Origin of the sequence: Luteolibacter sp. LG18, from assembly GCF_036322585.1 — a bacterium.
GTDB lineage: Bacteria > Verrucomicrobiota > Verrucomicrobiia > Verrucomicrobiales > Akkermansiaceae > Luteolibacter.
The window spans coordinates 2,963,262-2,977,557 of record NZ_AP024600.1; the positions used below are offsets into that span (position 1 = coordinate 2,963,262).

At 65.2% G+C, this 14,296-nt stretch carries 13 protein-coding genes; 6 read left to right on the forward strand and 7 right to left on the reverse strand.

Going from position 1 to position 14,296, the window contains the following annotated elements:
• Positions 1 to 67: 67 nt before the first annotated feature.
• The 6 genes from galK to llg_RS12265 form a co-directional block, all read right to left on the reverse strand.
• Positions 68 to 1,255 carry a galactokinase gene (galK, locus tag llg_RS12240; protein ID WP_338284953.1) on the reverse strand — a complete coding sequence of 396 codons (1,188 nt, stop codon included), beginning with the start codon at positions 1,253 to 1,255 and terminating at the stop codon, positions 68 to 70.
• Positions 1,256 to 1,321: 66 nt separating this feature from the next.
• Positions 1,322 to 4,516, reverse strand: coding sequence for a glycoside hydrolase family 2 TIM barrel-domain containing protein (locus llg_RS12245; protein WP_338284954.1), 3,195 nt, complete (start codon positions 4,514 to 4,516; stop codon positions 1,322 to 1,324).
• Between the two features lie 115 nt (positions 4,517 to 4,631).
• On the reverse strand, positions 4,632 to 4,835 hold the full coding sequence (locus llg_RS12250; protein ID WP_338284955.1) for a hypothetical protein: 204 nt from the start codon (positions 4,833 to 4,835) through the stop codon (positions 4,632 to 4,634).
• 19 nt (positions 4,836 to 4,854) lie between these two features.
• A complete protein-coding gene (locus llg_RS12255) occupies positions 4,855 to 6,537 on the reverse strand; it encodes a sodium:solute symporter family protein (RefSeq protein ID WP_345789199.1) in 1,683 nt (560 codons plus the stop codon).
• Positions 6,538 to 6,927: 390 nt separating this feature from the next.
• Positions 6,928 to 7,239 (reverse strand): hypothetical protein, encoded by a 312-nt coding sequence (locus llg_RS12260; RefSeq protein ID WP_338284957.1) that lies wholly within the window; start codon positions 7,237 to 7,239, stop codon positions 6,928 to 6,930.
• A 188-nt stretch (positions 7,240 to 7,427) separates the two neighbouring features.
• Positions 7,428 to 8,447: an aldose epimerase family protein gene (locus tag llg_RS12265; protein ID WP_338284958.1), complete on the reverse strand. Its 1,020-nt coding sequence runs from the start codon at positions 8,445 to 8,447 to the stop codon at positions 7,428 to 7,430.
• A gap of 257 nt (positions 8,448 to 8,704) precedes the next feature.
• Between llg_RS12265 and llg_RS12270 the strand changes: the two genes are divergently transcribed.
• The 4 genes from llg_RS12270 (at position 8,705) to llg_RS12285 (ending at position 10,498) form a co-directional block, all read left to right on the forward strand.
• A complete protein-coding gene (locus tag llg_RS12270; RefSeq protein WP_338284959.1) occupies positions 8,705 to 9,157 on the forward strand; it encodes a GAF domain-containing protein in 453 nt (150 codons plus the stop codon).
• Positions 9,158 to 9,221: 64 nt separating this feature from the next.
• A complete protein-coding gene (locus llg_RS12275; protein ID WP_338284960.1) occupies positions 9,222 to 9,683 on the forward strand; it encodes a R3H domain-containing nucleic acid-binding protein in 462 nt (153 codons plus the stop codon).
• Entirely contained in the window at positions 9,680 to 10,150 is a 471-nt protein-coding gene (locus tag llg_RS12280) for a DoxX family protein (RefSeq protein ID WP_338284961.1), read from the forward strand. The genes llg_RS12275 and llg_RS12280 overlap by 4 nt, the downstream gene beginning before the upstream one ends.
• A 6-nt stretch (positions 10,151 to 10,156) precedes the next feature.
• Entirely contained in the window at positions 10,157 to 10,498 is a 342-nt protein-coding gene (locus llg_RS12285) for an acyl-CoA thioesterase (protein WP_338284962.1), read from the forward strand.
• A gap of 200 nt (positions 10,499 to 10,698) precedes the next feature.
• On the opposite strand, the gene llg_RS12290 is transcribed toward llg_RS12285, so the two are convergent.
• A complete protein-coding gene (locus tag llg_RS12290; RefSeq protein ID WP_345789200.1) occupies positions 10,699 to 11,763 on the reverse strand; it encodes a class I SAM-dependent methyltransferase in 1,065 nt (354 codons plus the stop codon).
• A 202-nt stretch (positions 11,764 to 11,965) separates the two neighbouring features.
• Here llg_RS12290 and llg_RS12295 point away from each other — a divergent pair, with 202 nt between their 5' ends.
• Together llg_RS12295 and llg_RS12300 are read left to right on the forward strand one after the other, a co-directional pair.
• Positions 11,966 to 13,537: an FAD-dependent oxidoreductase gene (locus tag llg_RS12295; RefSeq protein WP_338284964.1), complete on the forward strand. Its 1,572-nt coding sequence runs from the start codon at positions 11,966 to 11,968 to the stop codon at positions 13,535 to 13,537.
• 396 nt (positions 13,538 to 13,933) lie between these two features.
• Positions 13,934 to 14,284, forward strand: a complete 351-nt coding sequence (locus llg_RS12300) for a metalloregulator ArsR/SmtB family transcription factor (protein ID WP_338284965.1) — start codon at positions 13,934 to 13,936, stop codon at positions 14,282 to 14,284.
• The last annotated feature ends 12 nt before the right edge of the window (positions 14,285 to 14,296 follow it).

Sequence of the window (14,296 nt, forward strand, 5' to 3'; positions counted from 1 at the left end):
TTTGTGGTGACAAAAAACCCGCTTCCGGAGCTGGAAGCGGGCTTTTCGAATCGATCTTGAGCTGGCGTCAGCCGACGCGGCCGATGAGGTGCGCGCCCTGGGACGGGCGGGAGGCGAAGATCTGGGGATCGAGGCCGGTGTCGGCGAGGTATTCCTCGCGGAGGCGGGTGGCGATTTCCTTGGCCTTGCCGGACTCGCAGAGGGTCACGGTGGAGCCGCCGAAACCGCCGCCAGTCATGCGCGCGCCGATCACGCCGCCTTCACGGCCGATCTTGCGGGCGATGTCCACCAGCAGGTCGAGCTCCTTGCAGGAGACCTCGAAGTCATCGCGCAGCGAGTCGTGGCTGGCGGCCATGAGCGGCCCGAGGGCCTCGAAATCATTGCGGGCCAGCGCGGCGGCGGCGTCCTTGGTGCGGGCGATTTCGCCGACCACGTGGCGGGAGCGGCGGTTCACCGGATCACCGAGCTGGTCCCACACGGCCTCGACATCGGCCATCGTGACATCGCGCCAGGAGTCCTTGCCGATGATGGCCAGGCCGTCCTCGGTGTTCTTGCGGCGGGAGGCGTAGCCACCGTCGGAAAGCTGGTGGTGAACGGTGGTGTTCGAGATGATCACCGTGAGGTCGGGATTTTCGAAGGGCACCAGCTCCGGCTCACCGGTCTTGCAATCGATCAGCACGAGGCGGTTGGTCTTACCGAAGGCCGAGGCGAACTGGTCCATGATCCCGCACGGGACGTGGGCGAAATCGTGCTCCGCCTTCTGGCACAGGAGCGCCTTCTCGCGGGTGTCCAGCACGGTGTCGAGCAGGCCTTCCAGCAGGGTGGCGGTGGCGCACTCGAGCGCCGCGGAGGAGGACAGGCCGGCACCACCGGGGACGGAGGACACGATGAAGGCATCGAAGCCGGGGATGTGGTGGCCGCGCTGTTGGAAGCCCTGGACCACGCCGCGCAGGTAGTTCGCCCACTGCGGCTCGCCTTCCTCCTGCGGCTTGTCCACCGCGAAGGTGGCGATGCCGCCGCCATGGGAACTGGCGACCCGGGCATTGCCGGTGCCGTTCAACGCCGCGGCGATGACAATGTAGCGGTCGATGGCGAAGGGCAGCACGAACCCGTCACAGTAGTCGATGTGCTCGCCGATCAGGTTCACGCGGCCGGGAGCGGCGGCGGTGACGGTCGGCTCCACGCCGAAACTGCGGTGGAGTCCGGTGGCGGCGTCGGCAACGAGGTCGGCGAGGGGTTCGTTCAATTGAAGCATGAGCGGCACGAGGAATAGCGGGCGAAAGGGCGGGTAGGAATGGTAAACTGCACCCCGTGAGTGAAATCAGTCATCGGATGCAGGGGTAGGTTTCACGGGCGGCGCGGGTGTTACCGGAGGGGCCGGAGGAACCGGCGGCACGCCGGGCACAGGCTGGCCTGGAGGCCGCGGCAGGGGGCGCGGCATGCTCCCCTGTGGCGCCATCGGCGGCGGCTCGGTACGGGTGGTGCCGAGCTGGAACGACCAGTGGTAGCTCTTGTCGGCGGTCAGGACGTGCGCGGGATGCGGGCTGGCGGTGTCCGGGTCCCCGAGGCCGCGTTGGCGGTGATCGAAGTGGAGGGTCACCCGGTCCGGTTTCGGAACGTCCGAGAGATGGGCTGCTGCCTCGTAGGAGGACGGCGTTCCGACCAAGGCGGACACCTCCAGCAGGGAATCTCCGGTGGCATCGATGCGCAGGCCATGGCCGCCGCCTGGGTTGTCGAAGGTTGCCCAGCGGACGTCGGTGCGGTTCCCGGATTCCTGCGGCACGGGATAGCGGTGGATCAGATTGGCCAGCAGCCCGGTGTGGATCGTGGTCCAGGCACCCCGGTTCTGGTCCACGTAGTTGTCATGCGGCCCTTTGCCGAACCAAGTCCATTTGGCCAAGGCGGGAGGCACCGCACACGAGAAACCGATGCGTGGGATCTCCGGCTGCGTGGGGTCCGGTTTGAAGTCCACCTTGGCTGAGATCCCACCCGTGCCGGTGAAGGTCCAGGTGACCGTGGCGGTGCTTTTCCCGGCGGGAATGTCCATGAAGGCGGTGAGGGTCACATCATTGCCCGCCTGTGCCACCTCCACCTTGCGCGCGGTGGCCTTGGCCCCGGCGTCCCGCCAAACGGCGGATTTCTTGTCCAGGCCCAGGAGCTTGTCCGTCTGGGTCGGCACCCGCCAGAAGTCCATCCGCAGCGGGGAGAGGAGGAGTTCCGTGTCGCCGCGTTTCAGGGACAGGAATTGGCCGCTTGCGCGGTCGAACGTGGCCGTCACGTCACCGGTCTTGAGATGGATGGATTGGCCCTCCTGGGTGAACGTGGCCGTGGAGTCGGATTGGACCGGGGTGGCGGGCGTGCGCTTGCCCCACGGCAGGGGGATCTCCTCCCAGGCCACGGGCATGCCTGCCGGAAACCATGCGGTTTCCGCCTTTTGGTCGTAGCGGACACGAAGGATATACTCCGAAGCCGGCTCCACGGGGGCCAGGGTGGAGATGGTCAACTCCTGGCCCTGGCGGGGAGCGATGGCCAGCGGCGGGAGCTCGCCTTGGGCGATGTCCTTGCCGTCCTTCAGCAGTTTCCAGCTTCCCTTGAGATCCCCCAGGTCTTTGAAGAAGCGGTCGTTCGCCACGCGGATCTTCACCACGGCACCGGTGCCATCCACCAAGCTGGTGGAAACTTCCTGGAGGGTCTTCTTGAGTTCCTCGAAGGTGGGGGTGGGGCCCAGGTTGACGGTGACGATCCCGCTGGCGCAGGCATTTCCGGCGTTCGGTTGATCGCCGAAGTCGCCGCCATAGGACAAGGTCACGCGGGGGGCGGCGGCGTCCGGCTTGCGGAACAGCAATTCGTCCCGCCAGCTCGCGAGGAAACCGCCACGGATCTCAGGCGCTCCCTTCAGCACCTTCGCCAAGGTCTCGCGGGAATTTCCCGGCGTCCGGCCCACGGTGCCGACGATGATCGCGGGCCTCGCCTTGTCCCCTGGGTAGGCCAGGCCATCGGTGGTGCAGAAATCCCCGGCGAAGAACGAAGAACCCGTGGGGCGGGTGCCTTGCTCGCGGAGCCAGGGGACCAGATCGTCATCGGGCACGCTCCATGCGATCACCGAGGGATGGTTCTTGTCCCGTTCGGCCAGGTTTTTGACCCGGGCCAGGCGCGCTTCCTTCCACTCCGGCAGATCGTTGAGGGCGTTGCGCGGCTGCATGCCGTCGGTGTCGAGGTTCGGCTCGTCCAGGACATAGAGGCCGAGTTCGTCGCATAGATCGAGGAAGCGGGGATCGGTTGGCGCGTTGCCGGTGCGCACGGCATTGAGGCTCGCCCGCTTCATCATCAGCACCTCGGCCCGCAGGTCGGCGTCGGACATCACGTGGCCGCCTCGGAGGTGGTGGTCGTGGCGGATCACGCCCTTGAGGACGACCGGCTGGCCGTTGTGGAGGAACTTGCCGTCCTTCACTTCGTCCGTCCGGAAACCGGTCTTGCCGCTGAAGCAGGCGAGTGGTTTGCCCGCGTCATCGGCCACCATGAGGACGTAGCGGTAGAGGGCCGGGTTTTCCGCGGACCATGGGGTGACGTTGAGATCCCCGGTCGCGAGTGGAACCGCGGCCTCGGCTCCGGGGGCGAGATCATAGGTGGCTTCCGTCAGGGCGGTGGGATTGCCGGCGGCGTCCACCAGCTCCAGCAGCACCTTGCCCTTGCGCGGGGCGGCCTCGTGGTTCTTCACGGTGGCCTTCAGGGCGAGCGTGCCCTTGCCATCCGCGGCTAGACCGGCTTGGAGGAAATGGTCCGTCAGTTCGATCCGCGGGGACGAGACGAGATAGACATCGCGGTAGATGCCGCTGAGTTTCCAAGTGTCCTGGGATTCCAGGTAGCTCCCGTCCGAATACTGGTGGACCTGCACCGCCACGGTGTTCTCGCCGGGTTTCACCAGCGCGGTGATGTCGAAGCGGGCGGTGGTGCGGGAGTCCTCGGAGTAGCCGGCCTTTTCGCCGTTGATCCAGAGATCGAAGGCGGAGTCGACGCCATCGAAGGCGATCACGGTGCGGCGGTCCTTCCAATCCTCCGGCAGGGTGAAGGTCCTGCGGTAGCTGCCAACCGGATGACGGGCCGCGGCGGGGTGGTTCGTGTAGTTCGCGGGCGGCTCGTCGGTGACCTTCGGTGGATTCTTCGCGAAGGGGTAGGTGTGGCCGGAGTAGAGCGGGATGCCGTAGCCCAGCATCTGCCAGTTGGAGGGAACGGGGAGGTCCTTCCATGCCGCGGCATCGAAGCCGGGTTTCTCGAAGCCCGCGGGCAGGCCTTCCAGGCTACCGGTGTAGTGGAATTTCCACGGGCCGTTCAGAAGCTGGCACCACGGCGATTCCTGGCGTGCCTTCGCCAGCGCGGTGGCGCGGTCCGGATAGGGCATGGCGGTCGCCTGCGCGGGAAGGCGGTTGCGTTGGAACACCGCGGGGTTTTCCCAATCCGGCGCGGCGGCACACAGCAGCGGGGAGGACGCGAGGGCAAGCAGGAGCGAACGGTGCATGTGAGGGGAATACTAACGGCAAATGCCGCGATGGGGAGAGGGATTTGAGGTCGTGAAACGAAAATGCCCCACCGGCGCACGCACCGGTGGGGCATGGAAAAAGCGTCGTGGAGGGTCAGGCTTTTTTGCCGAACTTTGCGAGCAGGAGCATGATCACCCCGAAGACGAGGAGCACGAGGCCCCACTCGAGGTTCATGTTCTTGCCGAGCGATTTGGCATAGAGCTCGGTGTTGCCCTTGGTCGCGAAGCCGTAACCGGTGAGGATCACGCCGAAGAGCGAGAAGAGCAGGCCAATCGGCAGGCGGAGATCGAAGTTCATGGGTTCGGTCGGTTTGGGATTACCAGAAGATGATGTTGAGGACCACGGCAACGACGAGGACGACGCTGCCGACGACGGCCGGACGCTTCCAGAGTGGCTCGTCCTCTTCCTTGATCTTCGGCGTGAGCGAGTAGACCAAGCCGGTGAGCTCGGCGTCCGTCTTGGTGCGGGCGGTGGCCAGCGAGATGCCGATGGTGAGGATGAAGCAGGAGCTCCAGGCGACGATGGCGAGCCAGAAGTTCTGGGCCATGCTGGAGGTGAACTGGAATTTCGGAGCGAGCCAGGCGCCCTTCACCCACGGCACGGTCGCACCTTCCTTGAGGATTTCCGGGGCGCTGAGGCCGTGGAAGAGTGTGGCTGCGAGGGTGCCGAGCAGCAGGCCGAAGAAGGCACCGTGGCCGGTGGCCCGCTTCCAGAACATGCCGAGCAGGAAGGTGGCGAACACCGGGGCATTCACGAAACCGAACACCAACTGGAGGAAGTCCATGATGTTGTTGATGTTCTTCGCCACGTAGGCGAAGGCCACCGAGATCAGGATGCCCGCCACGGTGGCGACCTTGCCCATCCACATGTAGTGGGAGTCGGACTGGCCCGGCTTGATGTAGGACTGGTAGATGTCGTAGGTCCAGACGGTGTTGAAGGCCGTCACGTTGCCGGCCATGCCGGACATGAAGGAGGCCATCAGCGCGGTGAGGGCCAGGCCGAGCAGGCCGGTCGGCAGGTAGTGGGCGATCAGGGAGGGGATCACCATGTTGTAGTCCGGGTTGCCGTTCTCGGCGCCGGGGATGAGGTAGCCGGAGCCGGCCTTCTGCATCAGGCCCAGGGCGATGAGGCCCGGCAGGATGACGATCACCGGGAAGAGCATCTTCGGGATCGCGCCGATGATCGGCGTGCGGCGCGCGGCGTTCATCGAGTTCGCGGCCATGGCGCGCTGCACCACGAGGAAGTCGGTGCACCAGTAGCCGAAGGACAGCACGAAGCCGAGACCGAAGACCATGGCGAACCACTCGACGCCCATCGGGTTGGCGGTGGTGCCCATGTATTTCCAGGAGTGGGTGAAGGCGGGGTTCACCTCGTTGATCCGGCCGAGCAGGCCGTTCCAGCCACCCATGTCATTGAGACCGAGGATGACCAGCGGGGCGAAGCCGAGGACGATGAGGAAGAACTGGAGCACCTCGGTGTAGATGGCGGAGGTAAGGCCACCCTTCAGCACGTAGGCGAGCACGACCACTGAGGACACCAGCAGCGAGACGTTGTAGTCCCATTTCAGCAGCAGTTGCAGCAGGGCCGCCAGCGCGTGGAGGGAGGCACCGGAGGAGGCCACCGTCATCACCGCGAAGGAAATCGAGTTCAGGCCGCGGGTCTTCTCGTCGAAGCGCAGCTTCAGGTATTCCGGCACGGAACGGGCACGGGAGCCGTAGTAGAACGGCATCATGAAGACGGCCAGGAAGATCATCGCCGGGATCGCGCCCACCCAGTAGAAGTGGGAGGTCATGATGCCATACTTGGCACCGGAGGCGGCCATCCCGATCACTTCCTGCGCGCCGAGGTTGGCGGAGAGGAAGGCCAGGCCGGTGACCCATGCGGGGATCGAACGGCCGGAGAGGAAGAAGTCCTCCGCGCTCTTCATGTAGCGCTTCAGGGCGAAGCCGATCCCCACGACAACGAGGATGTAGGCGGCCAGGATACTGTAATCGACCATGTGCAGGTCGATCTTCGGTGCACTCGCTCCAGAGCTTTCCGCGGAACCCACCGCGGAAGCCAGGAAGTCAATCGGGTATTGCAACATGCTGGGGAAGCTGCGGATTCCCCCTGTTGGAGTCAAGAAAGCGGTTCATCCCCCCACCCGTTTGAGGGGACTGAAATTCATGGAGTTGGAGGCTTTGTGTGAACTATTTCGCCAAACCGGGAAGGGTGGGTCATTGATGGTCAATCATCTGGTGGGAGATGTGTCGCAAAAATACTCATGGGGGATTTCCGGGGCTCCCGGGGCCGCGGTGCTGATCGGATAGGGGAATGCCCGCTTCCGGGGGGATTTGCGCCACCTTGACGGCCTTCCCGATTCCAAACAAGCGGTCGGATTCCAATGATCTCAGTCGGCCTTGCCCGGCTTCCGGTCCGGCAGGGCCTTGAGGCTTTTCCAAGCGCGGGAGAGCAGGGCGAAGTAGACGCCCAGGACGAACAGGTTCCAGACCCACGAGAAGAATCCCAGGAAGTTGGGAGAGGCGTGGGTGTAATAGAGGACCGCGTTGAGGAGCAGGCTGAGAAGAAAGCCGGCCACCAGGACGATAAGGCCGCTGATCCATGGATAGCGGGCGGCTTGGCGCGGATCGGTGCCTTTCGCGGAAGCGGCCTTGGCGAACTTCGGGGAAGCGATGAAGGCGACGAGGAGGATGACGAGCATGCTGGCCGGTGAAATGGCCCCGGATCACCTGGAACGCAAGCGGGGGATGTAGCTGAAAGCTCCGCTTTCAGGATGTAGGGGGAAGCTCCAGCTTTCCCTCTTCGCGGGGTGGACGTCATTCGGCCTCCCCGCGCCCCGCCAACGGAGCTGGCGGATACATTTCGAAAGCGGAGCTTTCGACTACGACCTCACTCGACCCCGAAGCGATGGACCATCACGTGGCGGTAGGTTTCGCCGGGGCGTACCAGGCTGTCCGGGAAGGCGGGCTGGTTCGGGGCATCCGGGAAGTTCTGGGTCTCCAAACACAGGCCGGTGCGGTAGTTCGGAAGGAAATTCCCGGCGTAGAACTGGATGCCGGGCTGATCGGTGATGACTTCCATCACGCGGCCGCTGCCGGGGTGACTGAGGCGGGCGGCCGGGCGCAGGGTGCCGGGCTCGCCATTGACCACCCAGCAGTGGTCGTAGCCGCCAGCGAGGTGCAGCGGCTCGAAGTCCGCCTCGATGCGCTCGCCGATCACGCGCGGCTCCTTGAAATTCATCGGGGTGCCGTCCACCGGGGCCTTCTCGCCGGTCGGGATCAGGCCGGAATCGGTGGGCAGGAAGGTATCGGCGTCCAGCGCCAGCAGGTGGTCCAGGATCGGGGTGGAGAGGTCGCCGCCGAGGTTCCAGTAGGTGTGGTGGACCATGTTGAGCGGGGTGGTGGCGTCGGTGGTGGCCTCGGCTTCCCAGATCAGCTCGTTGTCATCCGTCAGGGTGTAGGTGACGCGGGCGGTGAGGTTGCCCGGGTAGCCTTCCTCGCCATCCGGGGAGAGGTAGGTGAAGGTCACGGAGTGGCCGTCGGCAGACGGCTGGGCGTCCCACAGGCGCTTGTTGAAGCCGACCACGCCGCCGTGGAGGTGGCAGGGGATGCCGCCCGGGGTGTTGTTGGTGGCGAGGGTGTATTCCTTGCCGTCGACGGTGAACTTGCCGTCGCGGACGCGGTTGCCGAAGCGGCCGACGGTGGCGCCGAGGTAGCAATCGTCCTTCAGCCAGCCTTCCAGGGTGTCGAACCCGAGGGTGATCGGGGCGAGGGTGCCGTCCCGGTCCGGGGTTTCCATGGAGACGAGGATCGCACCGAAGTCGGTGACCTTGGCCCGCAGGCCATGGGAGTTCACGAGGGTGTAAAGGCCGACTTCGCGACCGTCAGGAAGGGTGCCGTAGGATTCCACGGCGGGAGAATCGGGCGGGGCGGGGGAGGGTGCCAAGTTCCAAGTCGTCCGGCGGACGTTTCGCCTGTATGCGATGGCGGGATTCTACAGGGCCAAGGAGCAGGGACATTCTTGTCCCGTCCCTTGAATACTTGCCAGCGTAGCTGGGTGACTTTTGAAAAACGGGACAGGAATGTCCCTGCTCCCAGCCAGATGCGAACGGGACAGTTGCTGTCCCTACTCCTTGCACCAGCTCCGACTCCCGCTAGGGTGGTCCCATGCGCATGGAATACTTGGACCCGCGGGCGTGGATAAATGGCGTCCTCGCCGATTTCAACTGCCAGACCGGCACCCTGCATCGGGCGGACGAGGCCCGGGAAACGCTGTCGCTGGTGGCCCAGGTGGGCGTGCCGGCCTTCCTGCTGGACCGGATCACGAAGATCCCCTTCGGAAAGGGCATTGCCGGAGTGGCCGCTGCCACCCGCGAGCCGGTGGAGCTGTGTAACTTGCAGCAGGATCTCGGCGGGATCGCGAAGCCGGACGCGCGGAAGACCGAGGTCTCCGGGTCGCTGGCGGTGCCGGTGTTTTCGAAGACCAGCGGCGAGGTCATCGGCACTCTGGGGGTGGGGATGGTGGAGCCGCACGAGTTCTCCGAGGCGGAAAAGGAGCGCCTGAAGGCGGTCGCCGAGTCGATCGCGCCGTGGCTGGAGGCGCAGCAGCCCGCGAAATGAGGAAAGGTTTCCAAAAAGTCTATGCCGGACGGCGGCATCTCGTTAGATTGGGCTCATGACTCCGGTGGACGCATCCAAAAAGATCCTTGATACGATGCTGGGCCATCTTGGTTTCACGGCGAGCATCGAGATCGAGCAGACCGACGATGGTCCGGCGCTCCAGGTGACAACCAGTGAGAGGGACCTCTTGATCGGCGATGAAGGCGAGCGGCTGGACGACCTCCAGTATCTCGTGAACCGCATCCTGCGCCGCCATTTCCCGAAGGCGGAGCGCGTGAAGGTGGACTGCGGCCATTTCCGCGCGATGCAGGAGGACAAGCTGGCCAACGAGGTCCGCGGCATCGCCGAGCGGGTCAAGGCGACCGGCAAGACCTTCAAGATGCGGCCGCTCAACGCCTACTACCGCCGCCTCGTCCACAATGCCCTGATCGGCAACGACGAGGTGGTGTCCCATTCTCCGGACGGCGACGACCGTCTCAAGCGCATCATCATCGAGCCGAAGAAACCGGCCGAGCCCCAGGCATGAAAAAACTGTTCTTCGATTGTGGCACCCGTGATGCCACCGCTTCCGTCGGCCTCTTCGTGCTCCGCGCGGGCACCGGCCTGATGATGCTGCTCGGTCACGGGCTGCCGAAACTGCATGCCTATGACAAGCTGAAGGCGAACTGGCCGACGGCGAACATCTGGCCGCTGAGCCACCTTTCCAGCGAGATCAGCCTGATCTGCACGCTGGTGGCGGAGATCGGCGCGGCGGCGCTGCTGGTGCTGGGCCTGATGACCCGCCCGGCGGCTTTCATCTTCGGCTTCGCCATGGTGGTGGCGGCCTTCCAGATCGGGGCGCACGAGCCATGGTTCATGGGGCCGGACGCGCCCACGGCGAAGGAACCGGCGCTGCTCTACCTGCTGCCGGCGGTGGTGCTGATCCTCACCGGCGCGGGTTCGTGGTCGTTCGATGCCGCGCTCTACCGCGAGGGCAAGCGCAAGCGCTGGTAAACCGCCATGGAAACCCACCGGCTGATCCTTCCGGAGGACCTGAACCAATACGGGTTCCTGTTCGGCGGACGGCTGCTGGCGTGGGTGGACGAGGCTTCGTGGATCGCGGCCTCGCTGGAGTTTCCGGCGGCGAAGTTCGTCACCGTCGGCATGGACCGGGTGGAGTTCCACCATTCCGTGAAGGAGGGGACGATCCTGGCGATCCACTGCGAGCAGGCGCGCCGGGGAACCACCAGCGTGACCTACGCGGTGACGGTGCGGGACGGGAAGTCCGCGGGCGCGCCGATTTTCTCGACGCGCGTGACCTTCGTCAGCGTGGATGAGGGCGGGCGAAAGCTGGCGCTTTAGAGAGTCCAGAGTCCAGAAACCAGAGTCCAGAGAAGACCCGGATTCGGGGCGTCTCTTCCAATTGGACAGCGGACTTTAGTCCGCATCTTTCTGGGAATAGCGGACTCGAGTCCACGGTCCAATTGCAGCATCCGGCCCTCTTTCTCTTCTCTGGATTCTGGTTTCTGGACTCTGGATTCTCCCGCGCAGCGGAGACAGGCCTACGGCCTGGCCTCCAGCACGAGATTGAACGGCGTCTCCGTCGCTCTGCGGAAACGGGTGAAGCCGCCTTCGGTGACGACGCCGCGCAGGCGCGCTTCCCCGGCCTGGGCACCGAGGCCGAGACCCACTTCCTGGGAAAGCGAGGCCGGGGTGCAGATCAGGGTGGAGGCGGAGTAGTAGATGCGGCCCACGGGGTTGAGGTTGTCCTCCAGCTTGTCGTTGGCGAAGGGCTCCACGATCATCCAGGTGCCGTCCGGTTTCAGGGTTTTCAGGACGTGGGCGGAGGCCCCGACCGGGTCGCCCATGTCGTGGAGGCAGTCGAAGAAGGTGACGAGGTCGTAGTCCTTTCCCGGGTAGTCCTTCGAGGCGGCGACCTCGAAGGTCACGCGGTCCTCGACCCCGGCCCTGGCGGCGGAACCGCGCGCCCACTCGATGGACGGGGCGTGGTAGTCGAAGCCGATGAAGCGGGATTTCGGGAACGCCTGGGCCATCAGGATGGTGGAGACGCCGTAGCCGCAGCCGACGTCCGCCACGGTGGCCCCGGCGAGGAGTTTTTCCTTCACGCCATCGAGGGACGGGATCCACTCGCCGACGAGGTGGGCGGAGTAGCTGGGGCGGAAGAAACGCTCGGTGCCTTCGAAGAGGTTGCAGTTGTGCTCGTGCCAGCCGACGCCATCGCCGCTCTGGAAGGCGGCGCGGATTTTCGGCTCATCGAGGATGGTGGCGGTGACCACCTGGTAGGCGCCGGGGATGAAGGCGGGGCTGTTTTCCACGGCCAGTGCCAGCGCCTGCTCGTCGGGTAGGGTGAACTTGCCGGTGGCGGCATCGTAGTCGAGGTAGCCGCCGGCGGCCTGGGCGGAGAGCCACTCGCGGACGTAGCGTTCGGCGGTGCCGGTTTTGTCGGCGACCTCGCGGGAGGTCATCGGCCCGGCTCCAGCCATGGCCTTGTAGAGGCCCAGCCGGTCGCCGATGAGGATCAGGCTGGTGTTGATGGCTCCGCCCATGTCGGCCAGCGCCTTGCCCATGAAGGCATTGAGCTTGGCCTCGTCCACATTGAGATTCATCGGGTTCATGACGAAGGAGGGGTAGGGGTTTCCGGACCACGAGCCGGAATGCCACCATACGACCGGCGGGCGCGGATTCAAAGGAGGGAGTTTCGAGCGCGGGTGAAGGTTCCGTCGCAAAGGGGATTGATCCGCCGCCCCGGCTGGTGGAAAACACGGGTCCGCCTGCGGTCCGCCATTGGGGTGGTTTCTCTCTTCGCTCATGACTCCCAGCCTCGAAACCGTCGACATTGTCCTGCCTCTCGATTCCTCCGAGGACGAGGCCGCGTGGAGATCCGCCGCGGCGGAGAAGCTCGGCGTGGCCGTGGAGCGGATCGGCGGCGTGCGGTTGCGGAAGCACTCGATCGATGCCCGCCACCGCCGGGTGAAGGTGCAGCTCCGGCTGGACGTGGCCCTCGATGGTCCGCTGCCGGACGAGGCCGCGCCGGAGTGGCACGCTCCGGCCTTGCCCGCCGCCGCGAAGACGGTGGTGATCGTGGGCGCGGGGCCGGCCGGTTTGTTCGCGGCGCTGCGTTGCCTGGAGCTGGGGATGAAGCCGATCGTGCTGGAGCGCGGCAAGGACGCCAGCGCCCGCCGTTTCGACCTCGCTCCGATCCTGCGGGAAGGCCGGGTGATCGAGGATTCGAACTACTGCTTCGGCGAAGGCGGGGCGGGGACATTCTCCGATGGCAAGCTCTACACCCGCGCGACCAAGCGCGGGCCGGTGGCGAAGGTGTACGAGGTGCTGGTGGCCCACGGCGCGCCGCAGAAGATCCTTACCGACGCGCACCCGCACATCGGATCGAACCTGCTGCCGAACGTGGTGAAGGCGATCCGGAATTCGGTGATCGCCGCGGGCGGCGAGGTGCGGTTCCTCGCGAAGGTCACGGATTTCATCATCGCGGGCGGTCGCATGAAGGCGGTGGTGACGCAGGAGGGAGAGGAGATCGCGGCGGACGCGGTGATCCTCGCCACCGGCCACTCGGCGCGGGACATTTACAAGCTGCTGGCGGCGAAACAGGTCTTGATGGAGCCGAAGCCGTTCGCGGTCGGGTTCCGCATTGAGCACCCGCAGCCGTTTGTCGACCGCATCCAGTATCACCTCCAGAAGGACGAGAAGCGCCCGGACCTGTTGCCCGCCGCGCGTTACCGGCTGGCGACGAAGATCCGCGGCCGCGGCGTGCATTCGTTCTGCATGTGCCCGGGCGGCTGGATCGTGCCCGCCGCGACCGAGAACGACGAGGTGGTGGTGAACGGGATGAGCCTGGCACGGCGCGACTCGCCCTTCGCGAACTCCGGCATGGTCGTGACCGTGGAGCCGGAGGACGTGAAGCGTTTCGAAAAGGAGCACGGCGTGCTCGCGGGCATCGCCTACCAGAAGGAGCTGGAGCGCACCGCGAAGATCGCGGGCGGCGGCGGCCAGGTGGCCCCGGGCCAGCGCGTGACGGATTACCTCGCGGGCAAGATCTCCGCGGACCTGCCGGAGATGAGTTATTTCCCGGGCGCGAAATCCGCGCCGCTGCACGAGCTGCTGCCGCAGGGGATCACCAGCCGCATGCGCGAGGGGCTGCGGCTCTTCGGCAGCCAGATGCACGGCTACACCAGCAGCGAGGGGCTTTTGTTGGGCTTCGAGACGCGGACCAGTTCGCCGGTGCGGATCCCGCGCCGGGATGACACGCTGGAGCACCCGGAGATCGCGGGTTTGTTCCCGTGCGGAGAAGGCGCGGGGTATGCAGGCGGCATCGTCAGCGCGGCGATGGATGGCATGCGGTGTGCCGAGGCGGTGGGGGGTTAGAGGTTAGAGGTTAGAGGTTAGAGGTTAGAGGTTAGAGGTTAGAGGTTAGAGGTTAGAGGTTAGAGGTTAGAGGTTAGAGGTTAGAGGTTAGAGGTTAGAGGTTAGAGGTTAGAGGTTAGAGGTTGTGGTGGGCGAGGGGAGCCAGGGCCTCGGTCTTCAGCCCCAAAGGGGCGTGACGCGCATGGGGCGTTGCCCTGGGCTGTCACATGACGCCCCTTTGGGGCTGGAGAGGTGTAGTCGGAAGCTCCGCTTTCGAAATGTATCCGCCAGCTCCGTTGGCGGTGGCGGCCAGGCCAAACGATCTCCTCCCTGCGCAGAGGGAAAGCTGGAGCTTCCCCCTACATCCTGAAAGCGGAGCTTTCAGCTACGTTTTTAGAGTCCACCTTTTCATTTGACATGCAACCAAATGGTTGCCTATTGTCCCGGCAGATGGACGCGGTGTTCAAAGCCTTGGCGGATGAAAGCCGCCGCACCTTGCTCGACGTGCTGTATCGGGACAACGGCCTGTCACTGGGCCGCCTGTGCGCGCACCTCGACATGACGCGGCAGGCGGTCACCAAGCACCTCGCCATCCTGGAAGCGGCCAATCTCGTCACGACCGTCCGGCACGGGCGGGAGAAGCTGCATTATCTCAATCCGGTGCCGCTGCAGGAGATCCACGCGCGCTGGATCGAAAAGTATGAACGCCCGCGTCTGAAGGCGCTCGGCGATCTGAAACGCGATCTCGAACAGGACGAAGAACCCTAACCGAATACCACC

Coding starts and splice junctions, on each gene's coding strand:
- galK (WP_338284953.1), bottom strand. CDS start 1,255: ATGCTTCAATTGAACGAACCCCTCGCCGACCTCGTTGCCGACGCCGCC.
- llg_RS12245 (WP_338284954.1), bottom strand. CDS start 4,516: ATGCACCGTTCGCTCCTGCTTGCCCTCGCGTCCTCCCCGCTGCTGTGT.
- llg_RS12250 (WP_338284955.1), bottom strand. CDS start 4,835: ATGAACTTCGATCTCCGCCTGCCGATTGGCCTGCTCTTCTCGCTCTTC.
- llg_RS12255 (WP_345789199.1), bottom strand. CDS start 6,537: ATGGTCGATTACAGTATCCTGGCCGCCTACATCCTCGTTGTCGTGGGG.
- llg_RS12260 (WP_338284957.1), bottom strand. CDS start 7,239: ATGCTCGTCATCCTCCTCGTCGCCTTCATCGCTTCCCCGAAGTTCGCC.
- llg_RS12270 (WP_338284959.1), top strand. CDS start 8,705: ATGCGCATGGAATACTTGGACCCGCGGGCGTGGATAAATGGCGTCCTC.
- llg_RS12280 (WP_338284961.1), top strand. CDS start 9,680: ATGAAAAAACTGTTCTTCGATTGTGGCACCCGTGATGCCACCGCTTCC.
- llg_RS12285 (WP_338284962.1), top strand. CDS start 10,157: ATGGAAACCCACCGGCTGATCCTTCCGGAGGACCTGAACCAATACGGG.
- llg_RS12290 (WP_345789200.1), bottom strand. CDS start 11,763: ATGAATCTCAATGTGGACGAGGCCAAGCTCAATGCCTTCATGGGCAAG.
- llg_RS12295 (WP_338284964.1), top strand. CDS start 11,966: ATGACTCCCAGCCTCGAAACCGTCGACATTGTCCTGCCTCTCGATTCC.
- llg_RS12300 (WP_338284965.1), top strand. CDS start 13,934: ATGCAACCAAATGGTTGCCTATTGTCCCGGCAGATGGACGCGGTGTTC.